We start from the raw sequence: 18495 nt of genomic DNA on the forward strand, positions 1-18495 counted from the left end.
CGGCGACGGCATCGGGAGGCTTGCCAAGCCGCCCGGGGCCTGACACCTTATTGGCCGACCGTTGCCGGCCCCGCTGAGGGCCGGCTGCCACCGACCAAGGATGTCGCCGATGCCCCATGCCCTGCGCCGCCTGACGCTAGCCGCCTGCGCCAACCTGGCCTGGCTGCTGCCCTTCGCGCCGGTCGCCGCCGACCCCGCGGCGCCTCACTCCGAGGCCGTGCCCACCGTCCATGGTCTGGCGCTCTATGACGCGCCCGAGCTGCCGGCGGACTTTAGCCACTTCCCCCACGTCAACCCCGAGGCGCCCAGCGGCGGCACCCTGACCCAGGCGGCGGTGGGCGGCAGCTTCGATTCCACCAACCCCTTCATCATTCGCGGCACCCCGGCGGCGGGGCTCTTCGAGATCTACGACACCCTGGTGGAGGGCAACCCGGGCGAGCCCTTCTCGGTCTACGGCCTGCTCGCCGAGGGCATGCGCCTGGACCCCGAGCGCACCTGGATCGAGTTCGACCTGCGCCCCGAGGCACGCTTCCAGGACGGCGAACCGGTCACCGCCCATGATGTCGTCTACAGCTTCGAGCTGCTCACCGAGCAGGGCAACCCCTTCTACGGCGCCTACTACGCCGACGTGGAGAGCGTCACCGCCCTGGACGAGCGCACCGTGCGCTTCGACTTCGCCGAGGTGCACTCCCGGGAGCTGCCGCTGATCGTCGGCCAGCTGCCGGTGCTGCCCAGGCACTACTGGGAAGCGCGCGACTTCACCGCGCCGACGCTGGCCGCCCACCCGGGCTCCGGCCCCTACCGCATCGCCGAGGTGGACCCGGGCCGGCGCATCGTCTATGAGCGCGACCCCGACTACTGGGGCCGCGACCTTGCGGTGAAGCGCGGGCGCCACAACATCGACCGGCTGGTCTACGACTACTATCGCGACCGCGACATCGCCTGGGAGGCCTTCAAGGCCGGGGTGCTGGACTACCGCATCGACGCCCGCGCCGCCACCTGGGCCATCGGCTACGACTTCCCCGCCTACCGCGACGGCCTGGTGCGCCGCCTGGCGGTACCGGACGGCCAGCCGGCCCGCATGCAGGCCTTCGTCTTCAACCTGCGCCGCGACAAGTTCGCGGACCCCCGGGTGCGCGAGGCGCTCTCGCTCACCTTCGACTTCCCCTGGCTCAACGCCAACCTCTTCTACGACGCCTACCGGCGCACCGAGAGCTACTTCCAGAACTCCGAGATGGCGGCAAGCGGGCTCCCCGAGGGCGACGAGCTGGCCCTGCTCGAGCCCTGGCGGGACCAGCTGCCCGAGCGATTATTCCAGGAGCCGGTGCCCCACGAGCACCCGCTAGAGTTGCGCGAGCGACTGCGCCTGGCCCTGGACCTGCTGCGCGAGGCGGGCTACGAGGTCCAGGGCGATCGCCTGGTTCACGGCGAGACCGGCCAGCCGCTGACGGTGGAGGTGCTGCTCTTCGACACCGGCATGGAGCGGGTCACCCAGCCCATGCTGCGCAACATGGCGCGCCTGGGCATCCAGGGCAGCATCCGCATCGTCGATATCAACCAGTACCTCAACCGGTTGCGCCGCTTCGACTTCGACATGACCGTAGGCCAGTTTCCACAGTCGAACAACCCCGGCAACGAGCAGCGCGACTTCTGGACCAGCGCCGCCGCCGAGGTGCCCCAGAGCCGCAACCTGATGGGGCTGGCCGACCCGGTGGTGGACGACCTGGTGGACCGGCTGATTCGCGCCGACAGCCGCGAGGCGCTCAACGTCACCGCCCGCGCCCTGGACCGGGTGCTGCTGTGGCGCTTCCCGATGATTCCCCACTACCACTCCGGTGAGACCCGCATCGCCATCTGGGACAAGTTCGCCTGGCCCGAACCCTTCCCCGAGTACGGCATGGACCTCGCGGCCTGGTGGGTGGACGCCGAACGGGAAGCCGAGATCAACCAGCGCCTGCGTCGCCGCTGACGCGGCTGGCGATGTCGCCAAGCCCGAGATGCCGGAACCCGGTATGCCAGAGCCTGATATGCAAAAGGACGCCCCATCGTGAGCCGCTATATCCTGCGCCGCCTGCTGCTGATGATCCCGACTCTGATCGGGATCATGCTGCTCAACTTCATCATCGTCCAGGCCGCTCCGGGCGGGCCCATCGACCAGATGCTGGCCCGCTTCGAGGGCGCCGACGCCATGGCCAGCACGCGCCTCGAGGCCGGCGGCGAGGTGATGGTGCGCGACGAGTCCCGCGGGGCGCGGGGCATCGACCCGCGCTTCATCGAGCAGCTCGAGGCGCAGTTCGGCTTCGACCAGCCCGCCCATGTGCGCTTCCTCGGCATGATGCGCGACTATGCCACCTTCGACTTCGGCAACAGCTTCTTTCGCGACCGGCCGGTGGTGGAGCTGATGATCGAGCGGCTGCCGGTGTCGATCTCACTGGGGCTCTGGACCACCCTGCTGGTCTACCTGATCTCGATCCCGCTCGGCATCCGCAAGGCGCTCCACCACGGCTCGCGCTTCGACGTCTGGACCTCGGGGCTGGTGATCGTCGGCTACGCCATCCCGGGGTTCCTCTTCGCGATACTGCTGATCGTGCTCTTCGCCGGGGGCAGCTACTGGGACCTCTTCCCCCTGCGCGGGCTCACCTCGCCGGACTTCCACGAGCTCTCCACCTGGGGCAAGGTGAAGGACTACCTCTGGCACATCACCCTGCCGGTGGTGGCCATGACCATCGGCAGCTTCGCCACCCTCACCATGCTGACCAAGAACAGCTTCCTCGACGAGATCCACAAGCAGTACGTGCTCACCGCCCGGGCCAAGGGGGCAAGCGACGGCGGCGTGCTCTACGGCCACGTCTTCCGCAACGCCATGCTGATCATCATCGCCGGCCTGCCCGGCGCCCTGATCGCCATCTTCTTCACCGGGTCGCTGTTGATCGAGGTGATCTTCTCCCTGGAGGGACTCGGGCTGCTCGGCTTCGAGGCGGTGATGCAGCGCGACTACCCGGTGATCTTCGGCACCCTGTACCTGTACACGCTGATCGGCCTGCTGCTGAAGCTGGTCTCCGATCTGACCTATGTGTGGGTGGACCCGCGCATCGACTTCGAGACACGGGAGTCCTGAGCCGATGGCCGCTTTCTTCAAGAGCCTGTTCCGGGCGGAGCGCTTCTCCCCCATCACCCGCCGCCGCCTGGCGGTGTTCAAGGCCAACCGCCGCGCCCGGGTCTCGCTCTGGGTGTTCCTGGCGCTCTTCGTGGTCAGCCTCGGCGCCGAGCTGATCGCCAACGACAAGCCGCTGGTGATGCGCTACGACGGCCAGTGGTACGTGCCGCTGCTGGTGGACTACCCGGAGACCGAGTTCGGCGGCTTTTTGCCCACCACCGCCGACTACCACGACCCCTTCGTCCAGGCCCAGATCGCCGAGCACGGCTGGGCGCTCTGGCCGCCGGTTCCCTTCTCCTACCAGACCCTGGACATGCAGATGATGCGCCCGTCGCCCGCGCCGCCCGACGGGCGCCACTGGCTGGGCACCGACGACCAGGGGCGCGACGTGCTCGCCCGGGTGATCTACGGCTTCCGCCTCTCGGTGGCCTTCGCCCTGGTGCTCACCGCCGGTTCGCTGGTGATGGGGGTGCTGGTGGGCGGCATCCAGGGCTACTTCGGCGGCAGGACCGACCTGATCGGCCAGCGTTTCACCGAGATCTGGTCGGGGCTGCCGGTGCTCTTCCTGCTGATCATCCTGGCAAGCTTCGTGCAGCCAGGCTTCTGGTGGCTGCTCGGCATCATGCTGCTCTTCTCCTGGCTGGGCCTCGTTGACGTGGTGCGCGCCGAGTTCCTGCGCGCCCGCAACCTGGAGTACGTGCGCGCCGCCAAGGCCATGGGGCTGCCGCCGCGGCTGATCATGTGGCGCCACGTGCTGCCCAACGCCATGGTGGCCACCCTCACCTTCGTGCCCTTCCTCTTCACCGGCGCCATCACCACCCTCACGGCGCTGGACTTCCTGGGCTTCGGCCTGCCCCCGGGCTCGCCGTCGTTGGGCGAGCTGGTGGCCCAGGGCAAGAACAACCTGCATGCCCCCTGGCTCGGCATCACCGCCTTCGTCAGCCTCTCGCTGATGCTCTCCCTGCTGGTCTTCATCGGCGAGGGGCTGCGCGACGCCTTCGATCCCCGTCACGTGCGCCACGCCGCCACCCCGGTGCCGGCGGCCGATTCCTCCACCGCAACCGCCCGGAGCCAGACCGATGCCTGATGCCCCCTCCCGCTCCCCGCTGCTGCGCCTCGAGGACTTTTCCGTCGCCTTCGACGGGGTGACCGTGGTGGACCGCCTCTCACTCACCGTGAACCGCGGCGAGACCCTGGCCCTGGTGGGCGAGTCCGGCTCCGGCAAGTCGGTCTCGGCGCTGGGCGCCATGGACCTGCTGCCGGGCAACGCCGCCGTCAGCGGCACCCGCCGGCTGGGCGACACCGACCTCGGCCGCCTGAAGCGCCGCGACTGGCAGGGCATCCGCGGCAGCCGGGTCGGCTTCGTCTTCCAGGAGCCGATGACCTCGCTCAACCCGCTGCACACCGTGGGCAAGCAGATCGGTGAGACCCTGCGCCTGCACCAGGGGCTCACCGGGCGGGCCGCCCGCGCTCGCATCATCGAGCTGCTCGGTCAGGTGAAGCTGCCCCGCCCCGAGGAGCTGATCGACGCCTGGCCCCACCAGCTCTCCGGCGGCCAGCGCCAGCGGGTGATGATCGCCATGGCGATCGCCAACGACCCGGAGCTGCTGATCGCCGACGAGCCCACCACGGCGCTCGACGTCACCGTCCAGCAGGAGATCCTGGCGCTGCTCGCCGAGCTGCGCGACCGCCGCGGCATGGGCATGCTCTTCATCACCCACGACCTCAACCTGGTGCGCCGCCACGCCGACCGGGTCTGCGTGCTCTACCGGGGCCGCGAGCAGGAGACGGGGCCGGTGGCTCGGGTCTTCGAGGCGCCTGCCAGCGCCTACACCCGCACCCTGCTAGATGCCGAGCCGGAGGGGCGCCCGGGGCCGGTGCCACGGGGTGCCCCCTTGATCAGCGCCTCCGGCCTCGGGGTCAGCTTCCAGCGCCCCAAGAAGCTCTTCATGAAGCGCCCGCCGGCCTTCGAAGCGGTCAGGCCGCTGGCGCTCACCCTGGCGCCGGGGGAGACCCTCGGCATCGTCGGCGAGTCGGGCTCCGGCAAGACCACCCTGGCCCTGGCGCTGCTGCGCCTGACCCAGAGCCGCGGCGAGATCCGCCTCGGCGACAGCCGCCTGGATACCCTCTCCGGCGGTGATCTGCGCCGCATGCGCCAGCGCTTCCAGATCGTCTTCCAGGATCCCTTCGGCTCGCTCTCCCCTCGCCTTCCGGTCTCCGAGATCGTCAGCGAGGGGCTGCGCTTCCACCGCCCCGAGCTCTCGGCAGACGAGGTCGCCCGCCGCGTGGCCGCCACGCTTACCGAGGTGGGGCTGCCCGCGGACTGCGCCGACCGCTACCCCCACGAGTTCTCCGGCGGCCAGCGCCAGCGCATCGCCGTGGCCCGGGCGATCATCCTCGAGCCCGAGCTGCTGGTGCTCGACGAGCCCACCTCGGCGCTGGACCGCACCGTCCAGAAGCAGCTGGTGGCGCTCTTGCGCGACCTCCAGGCCCGCCGCGGCCTGAGCTATCTGTTCATCAGCCACGACCTCGCCGTGGTGCGCGCCATGGCGCACCGGGTCATGGTGCTCAAGGAGGGTGAGGTGGTGGAGAGCGGCGACTGCCTCGCGGTGCTCGAGAACCCGAGCAGCGACTACACCCGGGCCCTGGTGGCCGCGGCGGGGCTGGCGCCGCGGGAGGGATGACTCGAAGATTATCCTCCGGAGAGGATATCTGGGGATTATCCCCTCCGGAGGATAAGGCGTCGCTCGGGCGAGCAAACAGGGCCCCGAAGGGCCCTGATGTCTGATCGATTCCGATTTACTTCTCCATCACCGCCGGGCGTGGCTCGTCAAGGCGAGCCTGGGCGTGGCACTGCCGGCAGGTTACCAGCGCAAAGCCGTTGGGCTCAGGCTCGATCACGAACGCCTGCCAGCGCGTTTCGCCTCGCCCGATCTCCACGCTCCCACACTGGCACCGCATGATGAAGGTGCCCACCGGGTCACGTTCAAGGCTGATGGGTATCATGACGCCCCTCCCTGGAGTACTAAGCCAGATTAACTAGCTCGCTAGTCCAAGAATAGCCGAGAAACACCATCCTCTGTGTAAGTCATATCCTACACCGAGCCTACTGCTCGAGAGTGCCTGGCCGTGTCCGTTGCCATCAGCGCCCGGCGAGTGTCTAGCCGGGGGGCACGGGCAGCCGATCCGGCAGCGCCTGCAACGCCTGCCGCGGCATGGGCCTGGCAAAGTAGAAACCCTGGAGCAGGTCACAGCCGCGGCGAATGAGGTCCTGCTGCTGCTCGCTCTCCTCGATTCCCTCGGCCACCACCACCAGGTCCAGGTGGTGCGCCATGGTGATGATGCCCTGCACGATGGCGGCATTGCTGCGGTTGGTCACGATATCCTGAATGAAGGCGCGGTCGAGCTTGACCTTGTGGATCGGCAGGTCGCGCAGATAGCTGAGGCTGGAGAAACCGGTGCCGAAATCGTCCAGGGCGACGCGGACGCCTATCGCCTTGAGGCCATTGATCAGCTCGATGGCCTGGTCGACCCCGTCGAGCAGCACGCTTTCGGTGACCTCCAGCTCCAGCAGCCCGGGAGGCAGGCCGGCATCCTCCAGCGCCGCCTGAAGATCCGCCAGGAAGCCGTCGCGCAGAAACTGCAGGGAGGAGATGTTGACAGCCACCGGCACCACCCGCTCGCCCTCTGCGCGCAGGGCGGCGGCGTCCTGACAGGCGCGACGCAGGATCCAGCGCCCCAGGTGGATGATCTGCCCGGTCTGCTCGGCCAGCGGGATAAACACCCCGGGGGAGATCATGCCGCGTTCGGGGTGATGCCAGCGAATCAGCGCCTCCAGCCCGCGGACTCGCCCGCTCACCGCCTCGACGATGGGCTGGTAGTAGAGCTCGAACTGCTCCTCAAGGAGTGCCTTATGCAGGTCGTGGCGCAGCAGCACCGCCTCCTCGGTGATCCGCTGCTGGTCGCCCTGGTACCAGCACCAGGTGTTGCGGCCCTTTCGCTTGGCATCGGCCATGGCCAGGTCGGCGCGCTGCATCAGCTCGTAGGCATGTGCCACGCCTTCATCATTGCAGGCGACACCGATGCTGGCACTAATAAGCAGCGGCCTCTGCTCGATGATGAACGGCTGGGAGAGGATGTCCAGGATCCCCTCGATCCATTTGCTGCCGGCCTGGCAGCCGTCAAGGTCAGGGAGCAGGAGCGCGAACTCGTCACCGGTCAGGCGTGCCAGGACATTATCCGGGCCCACCACCTGGTGCAGTCGCTCGCTGACCGCCACCAGCAGCTGATTGCCGATGTGGTAGCCCAGCCCGTCATTCACCGCCTTGAAGCCATCCAGGCCAAGGTGCATCACCACCAGGCGGTGCCCGGCCCGCAGTGCTCGGGCAAAGGCGGCTTTCAGCTGCTCATCGAAGGCGGTACGGTTGGGCAGGCCGGTCAGCGGATCATGGGACGCCTGGTGGGCCAGCTGGGCCTCCTGCTCGTGCTGCCGGGTCATATCCTGCTGAATGCCGATATAGTGACTGCAGCTGCCCGCCTCATCGAGCACCGGGCTCAGCGACAGGTGGTTCCAGAAGGGCGTGCCGTCCTTGCGATAGTTGAGCAGAGTGACATCCGTGGACTGCCGCTCGGCGATGGCCCGGCGAATCACGCTCACCGCTTCGGGGTCGGTATCTGCCCCCTGCAGGAATCGGCAGTTGTGGCCCAGCACCTCATCTGGCCCATAGCCGGTGAGCGCATAGAAGGCATCGTTGGCATACACCAGCGGCATGTCGGCGCGGCGGGCATCGGCCATGACCACCCCGTTGGGGCTGGCCTGAACGCCGCGCTCCAGCAGCCGCCGGGCCTCCTCCACCCGCTTGCGCTCGGTGATATCGCGACAGATGCCGTAGACCCCGACGATCTCGCCGTCCACGGAAACCGGGAAGTTCAGGATCTCCAGCCGATAGGCATGCCCTTCGCGATGGGTCCCCAGGGTCTCGTACTGGCGTGAGCCCCCCGCTCGGGCGGCATCGAAGCCCGCCTGGGTCAGCTCCCAGTAGTCAGGCTCGATGAACTCGTTGAAGTGCCGGCCGATCAGGTCGGCCTCGGGATACCCCGTGATCCGCGACAGCGCCGCATTGCCACGCTGGAAGCGGCCCTCCAGGTCGAACACATAGACGCCGTCGGGATGGTTCACGAACAGCGAACGGTGCCACTCAAAGAGCGCCCGGTGACTGGAGGCATCGCGGTCACGCAGGATCGCCAGCGCCACCAGCGCCGCTGCCTGCCTCAGGCGGCGCCGGCTCGTCTCGGTGGGGTGACGGGACTTGCGAAAGTAGGTACCGAAGGTGCCCAGCAGCTCGCCATCCGGCGCCAGCACCGGGTTCGACCAGCAGGCGCGCAGGCCCTCGCGTTCTGCAGCATCGCGAAACGCCGCCCAGCGGGGGTCCGTGCGGATATCCTCGGTGACCACCTGCTGACGGCAGAAGGCCGCAGCGCCGAAGGAGGCGGCATCCGGCCCGACGGGGACGGCCTGAAGGCGGGCCTGATAGGCCGGTGAGAAGCGCTGGCTCGGGATCAGGCTGAGCGTCTGCTGCTTGGCATCGAAGCCCATGAAGGCCACGACGGCATCCGGCAGCATCACCTCGATCCAACGCGAGATGGCATCGAAGGTCTCTTCCAGCGGAAGCTGCTGGGCGATCCGTTCATGGACGACCTGCTGGGCCTCCATCAGCGCCAGTTCATCAAGCATGATATGGCTCCATGCAGCTGGGGATGCCGGCCAGCAGGTGATAGTGGGCGATGAACTCCAACTCCCGCTCCTGTTGCTTGAACTCGGTGATTTCCCGGATATGGCCGTGCCAGATGATGCTGCCATCCTCCTGTGGCGAAGGGCTCGAGCTGCCCTCCAGCCAGCGCAGGCCAGCGAGTGAATGTTTGACTCTGAAGGTCGCCTGCCAGGGTGTCAACGTGGTTGCGACTAGTCCGCCAGGAGCTGCCAGGCCTCGATCATCACGCTCTTGGGGCGATAGGCGAAGCCCCCGAAAGTCAGCGGACGTGGCTGGCCGATACTGTGTTTTCGCATATAAGTAAGGCTGTAGATATAGTCCATCGGGGGTCATGCCCACCATGCCAGCGCCATTAATCATCTACTGTAGCTGCCACAACACTCCATCCCTATACTTATGGGAAATTCTATCTCATAACAGCTCTCAAGAAACGCCAGCTGCTCGATCAATCAAGCTCCACAATGAGTCATCAAGCAATGGAGCATCATCATGAAAACAATAACAGACAACTACATCACTGCCATCAAACGCCGCAATGATTTCAAGGGAAAATCAGGGCGACCGGAGTTCTGGTACTTTTTTCTCGTCGTCTTCGCAGTATCCCTCCCCCTGTCATTGCTGGAAATTGCCTTCACCACACTTGGCTCACCACTATCAACTCTCTTCAAGATCCTGACACTGCTCTGGACCCTTGCGCACCTGTGGCCTGGTCTCGCAGTTGCGATCCGCAGGCTCAATGATACCGGAAGAGGGCCGACTCTTGCCTACATCGCCTATGGAAGTGGCGCCATGATGCTCTTGACCGACCTCTTCCTTGGCGGAATTCCTCATCACGCCATACCGTCGGGCACACTGATATTTTCCGGCTTCATTGTCATCATTGCGATCATATCGTCGATACTCCTCCTGGTGTTTGCCTGCCTCCCCTCCGAGGAGCAGGTGAAAAAATCCGCGCAGGCACGGGAAGTCAAGGCGCTGATGGAGGAAATCGACAAGCTGGAAGCACTTCGCCAGTCTGGAGCCATCAATGACAAGGAGTATCAGCAGATGCGCCAAAGGTTGATGGGAGAGGCGTGATGAAAACGATAAAAGAGTTGCTGAGGGAGCAATGGGAGAATGGCGAGATTAGCGAGGAGGAGTACCATCGGAAGCTGGCGATCATCACCCGAGGCAAAGACAGTATCAACGAGCCTCACCAGAGCGCAACCCGCTCCGCAGAGGGGCAATCCCCGCCTAGGCCACAGGAGGGCAGCCCGCAGCACGGAGAGATCGACAGGAACCAGAGCGAGGGCAGGCCTCCGAGCAAAAAAAGAGCCGACATCTGGATCATCGCGGGCGTGTCACTCTCTATCTTTCTCTTCTTCGTCTTTGTTGGCTACCAAAAGGAAAACGTTGAACCCACCCATGCCGGGAGCAACGGCTCGACTGATATCAGGCCAACCGAACCTGAGCCCGAACCGCCTAGCTACTTCAATAACAATCGGTTCCGAAACCCCTTTATCATGGAGGATATCTATAATCGTCAAGACAGAGCCTACCAACAAAGCCGGGATAGCCGGTTGATCAATGCCCTTTACGCCTCACACTTATCCAACAGGATGATCAACCGTTGTGGCTGGGAGCCATCGGCGTTCGCAGGCTTGGCAAAAGGCACGCTAGACGCCCTCATGATCATTGCCGTCACCCTGAAAACCATAGAGGTGGCCCTTGACAACAGCCAGTCCAACATGGCCTGGCTACAGGAGGTCAATGATCTCGACATGGTCAGGCGCTATGCCTATCAGGACCTGGACAGATTCCTCAACGACCATGGAGGCTGCACCAACAGCCCGGTCTACCACCTTCAGGACGGCCTTAACTGGTACTTTGTTCGGGTTGCCCCCAACCTCGCCAAAGAGTGAATTATCCGGGACCCTGGCACTTGATGTTCAGCGCCGGTTGTCACACGCGAGGCGCGGCTCAGCTCGCCTCCGAGGTCGACTTGGGTCTCAGCGCCACGATCTTCTGCCTACGGCTAGCCGGGCCACTCTCCTTCTCCTGCCGCGGGCGCTCCTCCGCCTGCCGCGGGAACTGCTCCTCCCACACCAGGTCAGCGAGCTCGCTCTGGGGCTGATAGCCCAGCGGCGCCTGGACCAGCAGCTCACGGATGCGCGGGGCATCGAACATCAGGCAGGCGTCGAACAGCGTCTCGAGCAGCCCCTCCATCTCGCCCCACTCCAGGGAGATCTCACTGGCGGTCATGATCCGCGGGTGGCGCGTCTCGCTGACGTTTTCGCCGATCAGGAGCTCCTCGTAGAGCTTCTCGCCAGGGCGCAGGCCTGAGTAGCGGATCTCGATGTCGCCACGGCTCTGATCGCCGTCGTCGGTTCCCGGGTAGCAGGGCTCGAGGCCCGAGAGGCGGATCAGGTGCCCGGCCAGCTCGGCGATCTTCACCGGCTCGCCCATGTCGAGAACGAAGACATCACCGCCGCGGGCCATGGCGCCGGCCTGGATCACCAGCTGGGCCGCCTCGGGAATGGTCATGAAGTAGCGAGTGATCTCGGGGTGGGTCACGGTTACCGGCCCGCCGGCGGCAATCTGGCGGCGGAACAGCGGCACCACGGAGCCGCTGGAGCCGAGAACATTGCCGAAGCGCACCATGCTGAAGCGCGTACCGTTCTGGGCCCGCGCCATCGCCTGGCACACCAGCTCGGCGAGACGCTTGCTCGCCCCCATCACATTGGTGGGTCTTACCGCCTTGTCGGTTGAGACGAGCACAAAGCTCTCCACCCCGGCCTCAACCGCTGCCCGTGCGGTTTCCAGGGTGCCCATCACGTTATTACGCAGCCCCTCCACCACGTTGTGCTCCACCATCGGCACATGCTTGTAGGCGGCGGCGTGATAGATCGTCTGGACCTGGAAGGTCGAGAGAATTTTCTGAACTCGGTTGCGGTGCTGTACCGAGCCCAGCAGCGCCTTGACCGGGCAGTCGATGCCCTCTTCCCGGGCGATCTGCAGGAGCTCCTGCTCGACGCGGTAGAGGCTGTATTCGGAGAGCTCCAGCAGCAGCAGCTGGGACGGGGCCTGGCGCAGGATCTGGCGGCACAGCTCGCTGCCGATGGAGCCCCCCGCCCCGGTCACCATGACCACCTTGCCGGTGATATTGGCCCCCATCAGCCCGGACTCCGGCGGTACGGGGTCGCGACCGAGCAGGTCCTCCACCGCCACATCGCGCAGGTCGTTGATCTCCGCCCGGCCGGCCACCACATCGGCCATGCCGGGAATGGTCTGTACCGGCACGTCCAGAGTCTCCAGTCGCTCGAGGATCGCCCGCCGCCGAGCCCGTGAGGCGCTGGGGATCGCCAGCAGCACCTTCTCGACGCCATAATCCCTGATCAGGCGACCGAGCTCCGCTGGTGAATAGACCTTCAGCCCCTGGATGAAGGCCCCCTCGAGGTTAGCCGCGTCGTCCACGAAGCCTACCGGCTCGTACTCCTGGCCGTGGCGCAGCGACACCACCAGCTGGCGGCCCGCCGCGCCGGCACCGTAGATCACCACCCGCGTCTTGTAGCGCAGCTGGTTGCGCAGGTAGAGGGCGCGCAGCGCGAAGCGCACTCCGCCGATGGTCAGCAGCGCCAACATGGCATAGATGAAGGGCACCGAGCGCGGTACCGGCAGCTGGAACAGGTAGTTGACCACCAGCAGCGCCAGCGCCGACGCCCCTACCCCGGCCGCCACCGCCTGGACCGCCTTCATGCTCATATAGCGAATCACCGCGCGGTAGAAGCCCAGGCGCATGAAGATGGCCAGGCTCACCGGGATCACCACCGGCAGCACCCACCAGACCCTCGACTCGGCAACGAAGGCCCAGCTGTCAAGGCGCAGCAGCATGGCCAGCAGGAAGCTCAGCGTGATCAGCCCGGCATCGGCCAGCAGCTGGATCGCTCGCTTGTGGGGCCTCGGCAGTCGGAACAGGGGGTGGAGAAATTTCATCAGCACAGGGCGAGGCCTCTCATCCTTGAGGAAGGAGAAGTATCAGAATAATTAAGAGCAAATTGTATCAGCAAGAAAGTCAGGCTTCACTGCCGCGAAGCAGGCAAATCGCCGACACTAGGCGTAAGCCAGGGCTTACAACAAAAGCAGCAGACTACGCCCCACGCAGCAAGGACAATCGGCCGCCCAGGGTCAGCCGGTGTGGTATCGCATGGGAAATTCCTTGTTGTCGTCATTGGAGGGAGAACCGGCGCCTCAGGGGCGCCGGCTATCTTTCGCAGGGACGCCTTAACCGGCGGCCTCTTCCAGGGCGCGGGGGCGCTTGTGCCGCGTCTGCAGCTCCGGGGCCGCGGTCCTGGCCAGGGTGATATCGAAGACCACCTCGGTGAAGGGGCCCTCCAGGCCGCGCGCTTCGGCCTCGGCAGAATCGTTGACGGCCCGACCATCTACCAGCAGCTCCTCGCGGGTGGCGAAGGCGAAGTCGTCCCAGGTGTAGGGATCGCCGGCTAGATTGATCTGAGTGGTCAGGTGCTGGTGACCCGGGGCCGAGATGAAGTAGTGGATGTGTGCCGGACGCTGGCCATGGCGCCCCAGGGCCTTGAGCACCTGATCGGTGGGGCTGCCTGCCGGCACCCCGTAGCCGGAGGGGATGATGCTGCGGGCCCGGTAACGCCCCTCGTCATCGGCGATGATGGTACGACGCAGGTTGTACTCGGACTGGGACGGGTCGAAGTGGGAGTAGCCGCCCTTGGCGTTGGCGTGCCAGATTTCCACCCTGGCGCCGGGCACCGGCTCGCCATCCAGGTTGCGCACCTGGCCGGTCAGCCACATCACCTCGCTGTCGGCATCGCTGCCGTCGTCCATGCGGGCAAAGCCCTCGGCCTCAGGGGCGCCGGCCACGTAGAGAGGCCCCTCGATGGTACGCGGCGTGCCGCCGGTGCGCTCGGCCTCGGCGTCGACCGCATCCATGCGCATGTCCAGGTAGTGGTCAAAGCCAAGCCCGGGAGAGAGCAGGCCGAACTGGGAGGCTTTGCCGAGCTCGTTCATCAGACTCACCGTGGCCCAGAACTCCTCCGGGGTGACGTCGAAGTCATCGATCAGCCTATAGAGGTCGGAGAGCAGGCGATGGACGATCTGCTTGGCGCGGTCACTGCCGCCCTCCTGATCGAAGCCGGCAACGGTCTTGAGGAAGTCCTGCACCTCGGGGGTATCGAAAATCTTCACGGTCATGGCGTCTTGCTCCTTGTGATTCTTGTGGTGAAACGGCCAATGGGTGGCATTAGATCCGCTTGAAGAGCGCCGAGCGCTGGCCGCCCTCGGCGCCATCGGCGGCGGTCAGGAAGCGCTCCATATGGATGTCGCGCTCGAAGAGTCGCCCCTGCATCAGGGCGGTGATGGCCGCATCGATCATCGGCGGCGGTCCGCACAGGTAGGCCTTGTGCTCGCTGAAGCGGCCCTTGAAGTGGGCGATGGCGGCGTCGTGCACGAAGCCCACGAAGCCGTCCCAGGCGTCGTCGTCCAGGGGCGCATTGAGCGCCGGCACATAGGTGAAGCGCTCATGCTCGGCGGCGAGACGCTCGAAGCGCTCCCGGTGGTAGAGCTCTGCCAGGTTGCGCGCCCCCTGGAAGAGGGTGATGCGCCGGCTATCCTCGGGGTCGGCCAGCAGGTCGAGGATCATCGACTCGGGGCTGGAGAGCCCTGAGCCTCCGGCGATAAAGATCACGTCCTTGGGATCGGACCTGCGCACGAAGAACTGACCGTAAGGGCCGCTCAGCGCCAGGCGTTGCCCCACCTCGAGCTGCTCATGAAGCCAGGTGGTGGCCGCTCCGCCCTCGACCTTGCGGACATGCAGGGCCAGCTCGCCGGACTCGGCCGGGGGCGAGGCGATGGAGAAGGCCCGGGTGCCCTCCACGCCGGGCACCTGCAGGTTGATATACTGGCCTGCCTGGAAGGCCATGCCCTCGCCATCGAGTCTCAGGCGAATCTCGCGGATGGTCGGGGTCAGCTCGGTAATGGCGCTGACGGTGGCCTGCCAGTCCTGCACCGGATGACCGGCGAAGTCGGGGTCCTCATCCACGTCCGCCTCGATCACCAGGTCGCTCTCCGGGTGGCAACAGCAGGCCAGCCGGTAGCCCTCATCGCGCTCCATATCGAGCAGCGCGAAGGGCGAGGCGTCGCCCACCTCGGTCTCGCCCTCCAGCACCTGCACCTTGCAGGTGCCACAGGTGCCGTGACCGCAGGCAAAGGGCAGCCAGACGCCCTGGCGCAGGGCCGCATCCAGCAGGGTCTGGCCCTCCTCCACCTCGACGATCTCGCCGGTGGGTTCGATGGTCACTGCATAACTCATGTGGCTGCCCTCCCCTCAGATGGCGGCGTCGGCGAGGTCAGACAGCCGCGGGGTGATCAGCCGCAGCTGTGACTTGTGACCGATGCCGTTGTCGGCCAGTGTGGCGTCAACCCTGGGCTCGAAGGCCTCGCCGTCGAGGCGCCACTCGGCCTCGGCGAAGTCGAGCAGCTCGCTCTCCGGATGGGGGGCCAGGGCCGGCGTCAGCACCTCGGTCAGGAAGGCGTCGAAGGACATCGCCGGGTCGGCGAGGAAGGTGAGCGGCGCGCAGAACAGCAGATGACGCTCCCACATCACATACACCAGCTGGCTGCCGTGGAAGTTCTCGACGCGGTCGCGCACCGGGCCCTGGTAGTTGGCATAGTTGGCTCTAACGCTCATGGTCTCCCCTCCTTAAACGGCCTGTTTCCACGCCGCCCAGCGGCGCTGTTCGGCGGAGCCCTCGAAGTCGAGGTTGTCTTCGCCCATTTCGATGCGGTAGTAGTCGCCGATCACCTTCTCCATGTCGGCGCCGCCGCAGTTGCCCTGCAGGATCTGGTGCACCGGCAGCCAGGCCTGGACGTACTTCTCCGGCTCGTGATGGAAGATGTCGCGACAGCCGTCGGAGCAGAAGTGGTAGCGCTCGCCGTCGTGCACGGTGTCGCGGTGGCTGATCAGGGTGTCATCGTCCGGCTCGGTGATCGCCAGCGGGATCTGGCACACCTGGCAGAGCTGCGGCAGGGTGTTGTTGTAGAAGCGCTCGCCCTTGGCCGCCTTCTCGGCCAGCAGCTCGAAGCGCGGCCGGTAGAGGCGGTCGAAGGTGTCCGGGTACTTCTCGGAGAGCCAGTCCATCTCCTTGGCGGTGGGCACCCAGGTGTTGAAGGCGGTGGCGTGACCGTACTGGTAGAAGATGAACCACGCCTGGTGGCTGACGTGATCCTTGCCGATCACGGTCTGGTCGGCATACTTGGGCGGGCGAATGCCGTAACGCTCCAGCTCCTTGAACAGGGCGCCGCCGGCCTCCTCGTAGTACAGGGTCCAGGCCTCGGACCAGGACATCACCTTGTTGGGCAGCATGTAGTCCATCATCATGCCGACGATCGACAGCAGCCGGTAACCGCGCCACAGCCACTTGTCGAGCCACTGCTGGACGATGGGCACGTTGTCCTCGTGCTGCTCGAGGATGAACTTGATGATCTCGAGTCCCAGGGTCATGTGCCGCGCCTCGTCGGACTGGGCCGAGAAGCCGAAGGTCACGGTGTTCATATCGCCGTTGTAGGCGGCCCCGGACATGAAGGGCAGGAACAGCAGGTTGGTCAGCACATACTCGAAGGAGAAGGAGATCGCGGTCAGGAACTCGAAGGGACCGGCGGTCGAGGCATCCTCGAAGAAGGACTTGGGCACCGACAGGTACCAGACCCGATCGAACATGTGCGGGAAGTCATGCATGCCACCGAAGTACTTGTTGTAGTGGCTCATGGCATGAATCTGGGTCTGGGTGTGGCGCAGCTCGTCGATGGACTGCATCTGACAGGCGATGCGCGCGCCCACCCCGCCGAACTGGCGGCCCACCCGGGCATACCCCTTGTAGGCGTTGTACTCCAGCGGCGTCACCGCGGTGATGAACAGCTTGACCGCGTTCAGGTAGCGCGGATCGGAGATCTTCATCTGGCCGTTGTTCTGGGATACCGCGTCGAAGATCGCATACAGCTTGCGCTCTTTCTCCGCCTGGAATTTCCAGTAGTTGTCCATGGTCAGCCGGAAGGGGTCCTCCCACTGATCCCAGTCGACGATCTTGATGCCCTCGAAGCTCTCCTGGGGGAAGATATCCTCGTAGCGCTGGTAGCTGGGCTCCCAGCCCAGGTCCCGGGTCATGATCCGGTAGCGCTCCTTCATATTGAGTCGCTTGCTGGTCTTGGCATTCATGGCTAACTCTCCTGCGCCATTATTGTTGGCTGGCGTGTGATGGCGTCGTCGGGACTCAGGTGTTCCAGTAGAGGGTGAAGCTCTCGTCATCCTCGTCGACGTTGCCGCCGATGCTGATCATGTCCACCTGGAGCTCCTGGGTATCCCAGTCGCGGCCCAGCTTCTCCTCCACCGTCTCGCGGCGAATGGTCAGGCGGTCGTCGGCCTCGACCCGGATCATGGCCGGGCTGTGCTTGACCTCGGCCGCAGGGTTGTCCTCGCTGATGGCCTCGACGATAAAGCGGGCATTCTCGTTGTCCTGCAGGGCGATAAAGACGCGTGACATGGGGCAGACTCCGAATTCTGGGTAAGGGGCTCAGTGGGTCTCGAGCAGGCCGAGCTTGATGAGACGCTTGTCCAGTACCGCCAGGGCGTCGTCGAGCTCGATATCGGCGTCGATGGCCACCGGGGTCAGCGCCGCGATGGCACGGCAGCGCCAGTGGGCGACCCAGCGGGCCAGCTGTGCCCGGTTGGCCTCGCTCTCGCCGGCCAGCGTCTTGAACAGGGCATCGATGAAGCGGCTGCCATCCTTGAACCAGTCACCCATGAAGTCGGTAAGGATGGCGATATCGCCGCCCCCCATGTCGAGCAGCCGCGCATCCAGGGACTCCAGCAGGAAGGGATAGAGCAGGCCGTCGAAGATCAGGTTCTGGGCCAGGGAGAGTTCCGCCCAGTCCTCCACCACCAGGGAGTCCTCCACATAGCGGCGCACTTCCTGCCAGGCGGGGTCGTCCATCCACAGCGTCTTGGCCTCGGCCAGCAGCAGCCCGGGCGTGTCGTCGATCAGCAGACCGATGCGAGAGAGGTACTGGGCAACGGCCAGGCGATCCATGCCGTGGTACATATGGGCCTGGCTCAACGTAGTGCCGTAGGCATTGGCAGCGATGCCTACGTTATTCATGTTGGCGCCCATCTCGGCGTGACGCAGGGGCAGCAGGCAGCGGGTCACCAGGCGGCGAACGTCGTCGCTCAGGCGGCCGCCCATGCCGCGCTTCTCGAAGAAGGCGAAGCTGGACTCGGTGTTCTCCTGGAGCTTGGCGCGGGCCGCCACCCAGGCGCCATAATAGAACTGGCGGGGGTCGCTGAAGGCGTACCAGTCTTCCATCTTCAGCACGGTATAGCCGGTGTCATAGAGCTCATGGTGCTCATCAAACATCGGCCGGTAATGGAAGTTGGCAGTCGGCTGGATATCGAAGCTGGCTTCCTGGTAGCGCGTCGCCGGCTTGTCACCGAAGCGGCGCTTGGTATGACCATAGGTCTGGCGAACCGGCGTGATCTCCGCTGTTTTGATCTCGACACTCATAGGG

15 protein-coding genes are annotated in these 18495 nt (G+C 65.5%); 6 read left to right on the top strand and 9 right to left on the bottom strand.

The window, feature by feature from the left end; translation table 11 throughout:
- Nucleotides 1-109: 109 nt before the first annotated feature.
- From ACRYRV_RS16705 to ACRYRV_RS16720, 4 genes are all read left to right on the top strand, one after another.
- Nucleotides 110-1969: an extracellular solute-binding protein gene (locus tag ACRYRV_RS16705; RefSeq protein WP_444984413.1), complete on the top strand. Its 1860-nt coding sequence runs from the start codon at nucleotides 110-112 to the stop codon at nucleotides 1967-1969.
- A 78-nt stretch (nucleotides 1970-2047) separates the two neighbouring features.
- A complete protein-coding gene (locus ACRYRV_RS16710) occupies nucleotides 2048-3118 on the top strand; it encodes a microcin C ABC transporter permease YejB (protein WP_253451701.1) in 1071 nt (356 codons plus the stop codon).
- Between the two features lie 4 nt (nucleotides 3119-3122).
- Nucleotides 3123-4244: an ABC transporter permease gene (locus tag ACRYRV_RS16715; RefSeq protein WP_253451699.1), complete on the top strand. Its 1122-nt coding sequence runs from the start codon at nucleotides 3123-3125 to the stop codon at nucleotides 4242-4244.
- Complete coding sequence (locus ACRYRV_RS16720) at nucleotides 4237-5841, top strand: ABC transporter ATP-binding protein (RefSeq protein ID WP_444984412.1); 1605 nt, start codon at nucleotides 4237-4239, stop codon at nucleotides 5839-5841. Before ACRYRV_RS16715 ends, ACRYRV_RS16720 begins: the two co-directional genes overlap by 8 nt.
- 115 nt (nucleotides 5842-5956) lie before the next feature.
- Here ACRYRV_RS16720 and ACRYRV_RS16725 read toward each other — a convergent pair whose 3' ends face one another.
- The gene (locus tag ACRYRV_RS16725; protein WP_309636283.1) at nucleotides 5957-6163 is read right to left on the bottom strand and encodes a hypothetical protein; all 207 of its coding nucleotides are present in this window, start codon (nucleotides 6161-6163) and stop codon (nucleotides 5957-5959) included.
- A gap of 154 nt (nucleotides 6164-6317) precedes the next feature.
- On the bottom strand, nucleotides 6318-8891 hold the full coding sequence (locus tag ACRYRV_RS16730) for a sensor domain-containing phosphodiesterase (protein WP_309636282.1): 2574 nt from the start codon (nucleotides 8889-8891) through the stop codon (nucleotides 6318-6320).
- A 526-nt stretch (nucleotides 8892-9417) separates the two neighbouring features.
- On the opposite strand from ACRYRV_RS16730, the gene ACRYRV_RS16735 reads away from it, so the two are divergent.
- Together ACRYRV_RS16735 and ACRYRV_RS16740 are read left to right on the top strand one after the other, a co-directional pair.
- Nucleotides 9418-10005, top strand: coding sequence for a DUF805 domain-containing protein (locus tag ACRYRV_RS16735; RefSeq protein ID WP_444984411.1), 588 nt, complete (start codon nucleotides 9418-9420; stop codon nucleotides 10003-10005).
- A complete protein-coding gene (locus ACRYRV_RS16740) occupies nucleotides 10005-10829 on the top strand; it encodes a hypothetical protein (protein WP_444984410.1) in 825 nt (274 codons plus the stop codon). Before ACRYRV_RS16735 ends, ACRYRV_RS16740 begins: the two co-directional genes overlap by 1 nt.
- A 58-nt stretch (nucleotides 10830-10887) precedes the next feature.
- On the opposite strand, the gene ACRYRV_RS16745 is transcribed toward ACRYRV_RS16740, so the two are convergent.
- The 7 genes from ACRYRV_RS16745 to ACRYRV_RS16775 all read right to left on the bottom strand — a co-directional run bounded on the left by ACRYRV_RS16745 (nucleotide 10888) and on the right by ACRYRV_RS16775 (nucleotide 18491).
- The gene (locus ACRYRV_RS16745; RefSeq protein WP_309636434.1) at nucleotides 10888-12900 is read right to left on the bottom strand and encodes a polysaccharide biosynthesis protein; all 2013 of its coding nucleotides are present in this window, start codon (nucleotides 12898-12900) and stop codon (nucleotides 10888-10890) included.
- 288 nt (nucleotides 12901-13188) lie between these two features.
- Nucleotides 13189-14130, bottom strand: a complete 942-nt coding sequence (gene catA / locus ACRYRV_RS16750) for a catechol 1,2-dioxygenase (RefSeq protein WP_253451689.1) — start codon at nucleotides 14128-14130, stop codon at nucleotides 13189-13191.
- 49 nt (nucleotides 14131-14179) lie between these two features.
- Nucleotides 14180-15247, bottom strand: coding sequence for an NADH:ubiquinone reductase (Na(+)-transporting) subunit F (locus tag ACRYRV_RS16755; RefSeq protein ID WP_444984409.1), 1068 nt, complete (start codon nucleotides 15245-15247; stop codon nucleotides 14180-14182).
- 15 nt (nucleotides 15248-15262) lie between these two features.
- Nucleotides 15263-15625, bottom strand: a complete 363-nt coding sequence (locus ACRYRV_RS16760; protein ID WP_444984408.1) for a phenol hydroxylase subunit P4 — start codon at nucleotides 15623-15625, stop codon at nucleotides 15263-15265.
- Between the two features lie 12 nt (nucleotides 15626-15637).
- The gene (locus tag ACRYRV_RS16765; protein ID WP_253451683.1) at nucleotides 15638-17149 is read right to left on the bottom strand and encodes an aromatic/alkene/methane monooxygenase hydroxylase/oxygenase subunit alpha; all 1512 of its coding nucleotides are present in this window, start codon (nucleotides 17147-17149) and stop codon (nucleotides 15638-15640) included.
- Between the two features lie 55 nt (nucleotides 17150-17204).
- Nucleotides 17205-17474, bottom strand: coding sequence for an MmoB/DmpM family protein (locus ACRYRV_RS16770; RefSeq protein ID WP_299311056.1), 270 nt, complete (start codon nucleotides 17472-17474; stop codon nucleotides 17205-17207).
- A gap of 30 nt (nucleotides 17475-17504) precedes the next feature.
- Nucleotides 17505-18491 (bottom strand): aromatic/alkene monooxygenase hydroxylase subunit beta, encoded by a 987-nt coding sequence (locus tag ACRYRV_RS16775; RefSeq protein ID WP_299311055.1) that lies wholly within the window; start codon nucleotides 18489-18491, stop codon nucleotides 17505-17507.
- Nucleotides 18492-18495 lie beyond the last annotated feature (4 nt).

Source organism: Halomonas mongoliensis (genome assembly GCF_052496345.1).

Coding starts and splice junctions, on each gene's coding strand:
- ACRYRV_RS16760 (WP_444984408.1), bottom strand. CDS start 15,625: ATGAGCGTTAGAGCCAACTATGCCAACTACCAGGGCCCGGTGCGCGAC.
- ACRYRV_RS16705 (WP_444984413.1), top strand. CDS start 110: ATGCCCCATGCCCTGCGCCGCCTGACGCTAGCCGCCTGCGCCAACCTG.
- ACRYRV_RS16770 (WP_299311056.1), bottom strand. CDS start 17,474: ATGTCACGCGTCTTTATCGCCCTGCAGGACAACGAGAATGCCCGCTTT.
- ACRYRV_RS16755 (WP_444984409.1), bottom strand. CDS start 15,247: ATGAGTTATGCAGTGACCATCGAACCCACCGGCGAGATCGTCGAGGTG.
- ACRYRV_RS16735 (WP_444984411.1), top strand. CDS start 9,418: ATGAAAACAATAACAGACAACTACATCACTGCCATCAAACGCCGCAAT.
- catA (WP_253451689.1), bottom strand. CDS start 14,130: ATGACCGTGAAGATTTTCGATACCCCCGAGGTGCAGGACTTCCTCAAG.
- ACRYRV_RS16720 (WP_444984412.1), top strand. CDS start 4,237: ATGCCTGATGCCCCCTCCCGCTCCCCGCTGCTGCGCCTCGAGGACTTT.
- ACRYRV_RS16745 (WP_309636434.1), bottom strand. CDS start 12,900: ATGAAATTTCTCCACCCCCTGTTCCGACTGCCGAGGCCCCACAAGCGA.
- ACRYRV_RS16730 (WP_309636282.1), bottom strand. CDS start 8,891: ATGCTTGATGAACTGGCGCTGATGGAGGCCCAGCAGGTCGTCCATGAA.
- ACRYRV_RS16715 (WP_253451699.1), top strand. CDS start 3,123: ATGGCCGCTTTCTTCAAGAGCCTGTTCCGGGCGGAGCGCTTCTCCCCC.
- ACRYRV_RS16775 (WP_299311055.1), bottom strand. CDS start 18,491: ATGAGTGTCGAGATCAAAACAGCGGAGATCACGCCGGTTCGCCAGACC.
- ACRYRV_RS16740 (WP_444984410.1), top strand. CDS start 10,005: ATGAAAACGATAAAAGAGTTGCTGAGGGAGCAATGGGAGAATGGCGAG.
- ACRYRV_RS16725 (WP_309636283.1), bottom strand. CDS start 6,163: ATGATACCCATCAGCCTTGAACGTGACCCGGTGGGCACCTTCATCATG.
- ACRYRV_RS16765 (WP_253451683.1), bottom strand. CDS start 17,149: ATGAATGCCAAGACCAGCAAGCGACTCAATATGAAGGAGCGCTACCGG.